Annotated in this window: 1 pseudogene; it reads left to right on the forward strand. The window is 70.0% G+C overall.

What is annotated here, in order from left to right:
* Nucleotides 1-700 (forward strand): annotated as a pseudogene (locus HC022_RS28010) (arginase family protein); the annotation flags it as partial.
* Between the last annotated feature and the right edge of the window lie 63 nt (nucleotides 701-763).

Raw genomic sequence — 763 nt, forward strand, 5'->3', positions numbered from 1 at the left:
CACGCCTTCACCCGCGACGACCTCAAGGGGTCGAGCTTCGAGAACGTTTTCGGCGGCGCCGCGTCGTTCCTGCGGCGGAAGTACACCAAGGACCTGCGCGGCGTGGACATCGCCGTCACCGGCGTGCCTTTCGACCAGGCGGTGACCAACCGCACCGGCACCCGCTTCGGCCCGCGTGCCATCCGCGAGGCCTCGCTGCTGCAGCCCTGCGATGCGCCCTACGGCTGGGGCTACGACGTGCTGTCGGAATTCGCCATCGCCGACTACGGCGACCTTCATGTACAAGGCGGTGAAGCTCGGCTACGTCGACCCCGCGCGCTCTGTGCAGATCGGCATCCGCACCGACAACCCCGACACCATGGGCTTCCACGTGCTCGACGCGCGCGAAGTGCACCGCGAGGGGCCCGAGACCATCGCCAAGCGTGTGCGCGACATCGTCGAGCGGCATCCGGTCTACCTCACCTTCGACATCGATGCGCTGGATCCGGCCTTTGCGCCGGGCACCGGCACGCCGGTCTGGGGCGGGCTGACCAGCCACCAGGCGGCGGTCTGCCTGCGCGAGCTTGCCGGCATCAACCTCAAGGGCGGGGACGTGGTCGAGGTCTCGCCGCCCTTCGACACCACCGGCGCCACCGCCATCGCAGCGGCCCACGTGGCGACCGAGCTGCTCTGCCTCTGGGGTTGGACGCGCCGCGACTGAGGCGCGACCGGGACGGGCCGGTCAAGGAGGCGATGGGCGGTTTCCTGCAAATGTGACCGCCCC

The sequence above is a fragment of the Salipiger sp. HF18 genome (assembly GCF_011806505.1).
Classification (GTDB): Bacteria; Pseudomonadota; Alphaproteobacteria; order Rhodobacterales; family Rhodobacteraceae; genus Salipiger; species Salipiger thiooxidans.